Origin of the sequence: Streptomyces himastatinicus ATCC 53653, from assembly GCF_000158915.1 — a bacterium.
In the GTDB taxonomy this organism is placed as follows: domain Bacteria; phylum Actinomycetota; class Actinomycetes; order Streptomycetales; family Streptomycetaceae; genus Streptomyces; species Streptomyces himastatinicus.
This window is the reverse complement of record NZ_GG657754.1, coordinates 10,085,323-10,088,057: the sequence shown is the minus strand read 5'-3', so window position 1 is coordinate 10,088,057 and position 2,735 is coordinate 10,085,323. Positions and strand designations below refer to the sequence as shown.

2 protein-coding genes are annotated in these 2,735 nt (G+C 72.4%); both read right to left on the bottom strand.

Features of this window, described 5'->3' with window-relative positions; all coding sequences use genetic code 11:
• The coding region (locus SSOG_RS42575) for a type I polyketide synthase (protein ID WP_208867446.1) at positions 1-1,413 on the bottom strand (1,413 nt) is incomplete at its 3' end.
• Positions 1,414-1,455: 42 nt separating this feature from the next.
• On the bottom strand, positions 1,456-2,735 hold a 1,280-nt coding region (locus SSOG_RS42570; RefSeq protein ID WP_039940084.1), incomplete at its 5' end, for an SDR family NAD(P)-dependent oxidoreductase.

The following is a 2,735-nucleotide window of genomic DNA, read 5'->3' as shown; positions in this document are numbered from 1 at the left end:
CGGCTCCGTCTCGGGCACGTCCGGGGCCTGCTCCACGATCACATGCGCATTGGTTCCGCTGATCCCGAAGGACGACACTCCTGCCCGCCGCGGCCGGTCGCCGCGCGGCCACTCGACGGGCTTGGTCAGCAGCCGTACGCCGCCTCCGTCCCACTGCACATGGGGGGTCGGCTCATCGACGTGCAGGGTCGCGGGCAGCATCTCGTGCCGTAGCGCCATCACCATCTTGATCACACCGGCCACGCCCGCCGCACCCTGCGTATGACCGATGTTGGACTTCAAGGACCCCAGCCACAGGGGGCGGTCCTCCGGCCGGTCCTGCCCATACGTGGCGATGAGCGCGTCCGCCTCGATGGGGTCGCCCAGAGTGGTGCCGGTGCCATGGGCCTCGACGGCGTCGATCTCGGACGGGGCCAGCCGGGCTCCGGTCAGCGCCTGGCGGATGACGCGCTGCTGCGACGGCCCGTTCGGCGCCGTGAACCCGTTGCTGGCGCCGTCCTGGTTGATGGCCGATCCGCGGATCACGGCCATCACCTGGTGCCCGTTGCGCCGCGCGTCCGACAGCCGCTCCAGCAGCACCAGGCCGACGCCTTCGCCCCACCCCGTGCCGTCGGCGGTGGCGGCGAATGCCTTGCACCGGCCGTCCGGGGACAGACCGCGCTGTCGCGAGAACCCGGTGAACACCTCGGGGGTGGCCATCACCGTGACCCCACCGGCGAGGGCGAGCGTGCATTCGCCCTGCCGCAGTGCCTGCACCGCAAGGTGGAGGGCCACCAGCGAGGACGAGCACGCCGTCTCCACCGTGACGGCCGGGCCTTCCAGCCCGAAGGTGTAGGACACCCGGCCCGACAGGAGGCTCGGGGCATTGCCCGCGTATCCCTCGGAGGCCGCCTCGGGCACGTCGCCCGAGGCGGCTGCGCCACCGGTGGTGGCCGTACCGGCGTAGACCCCCGTGGGAGAGCCCTTCAACGCAACGGGATCGATACCGGCCCGCTCGAACGCCTCCCAGGCGGTTTCGAGCAGCAGCCGCTGCTGCGGGCTGGTGGCCAGCGCCTCGCGCGGGCTGATGCCGAAGAACAGGGGGTCGAATTGGTCGGCGCCGTCGAGGAATCCGCCCCGGCGGGTATAGGTGGTGCCGGGGTGATCCGGGTCCGGGTGATACAGGCCGTCCAGGTCCCAGCCACGGTCGGTGGGGAAGTCGCCGATCGCGTCGACTCCTTCGGACACCAGCCGCCACAGCGCCTCGGGCGTGTCCACTCCGCCCGGGAAGCGGCAGGCGACGCTCACCACGGCCACCGGCTCCTGGGAACGCTCCTCCACCTCGCGTAAGCGCAGCCGTGTGTCGTGCAGGTCCGCGGACACGCGCTTGAGGTACTCGACCAGCTTCTCTTCGTTTACGTTCACGTTCACCATGAGGTTTCACCCGGCCTTAAGCGATCGTCGCGCCCGGCACATTCAGGACACACCCAGCTCGTTGTCGATGAAGTCGAGGACCTGGGCCGCGGACGCGGACTCCAGCCGCTCCGTGGCGGTCTTCCGCTCCGCGGCGTCCGGCTTCTGTCCCGCCAGGTTCCGCGTCGCCTTCCACGTGGCCAGCAGACTCTCCAGCCGGGCCGTGACCGCCCCGGCCTCGCCGTCCGCCACGTCGAGGCGCGCCAGCGTGGCTTCCAGCTTGGCCAGTTCGCCGAGGGCCGGGTCGGCACCGGTCCGGCCCGTCGAGGCGTCCTCTTCGGGGGCGAGGCGTTCCAGCAGATAGTCGGCCACGATGGCCGCCTCGGGGTAGTCGAAGACGAGGGCGGCGGGCAGCCGCAGGCCGGTGGCGGCGGAGAGCCGGTTGCGCAGTTCCACCGCCGTCAGCGAGTCGAAGCCCAGATCCTTGAAACTGGTGTCCGCCTGGACCGCTTCCGCATCCGCGTGGCCCAGCACGGTGGTCGCGTGGCCACGGACCAGGTCGAGCAGCACCCGGCGCCGCTCATCGGCGGACATGCCCGCCAGCCGCCCGGCCCAGTCGACGGGCTGCGCACCGGCGGCCGCCGCCGTACGCCGTTCCGTCGTACGCCCGGCACCGGCGCTCGCCGCGACCAGGGCACGCAGCGCGGCGGGCAGGGCGTCCGGGGGCTGGGTGGCGAGGACGCGCGTGTTCACATCGGCCGCGATCAGCTGGTGGCCGCCGTGCTCGACCGCGGCGTCCAGCAGCGCGAGGGCGTGGTCGCTCGCCATCGCGGCGATACCGGAGCGGGCCATCCGCGCCAGATCGGCTTCGGTGAGGTTTCCGGTCATCTCACTGGATTCGGCCCACAGCCCCCAGGCCACGGACACGCCCGGCATGCCGAGGGACCGCCGATGGGCGGCCAGCGCATCGCAAAAGGCGTTGGCCGCCGCGTAGTTGGCCTGCCCTGGACTGCCCATCACCCCGGCCGCGGAGGAGAACATCACGAACATGCCCAGCCGCAGGTCCGCCGTCGCCGCGTGCAGATGAGCCGCCGCCGTGGCCTTGGCCTCCCACACCCGCGCCAGCCGCTCCGGGGTCTGCGAGGTGACCACCGCGTCGTCCAGCACACCGGCCGCGTGGATCACCCCGGTCAGTGGGTGCTCCGGGTCGACGCCCGCCACCAGGGCAGCCACCGCGGCGGCGTCGGTGACATCCGCCGCCTCGATCCGTACCCGCGCGCCCAGTTCGTCCAGCCGGGCCGTGAGTTCCTTCGCGCCCGGGGCGTCGGGGCCACTGCGGCTCA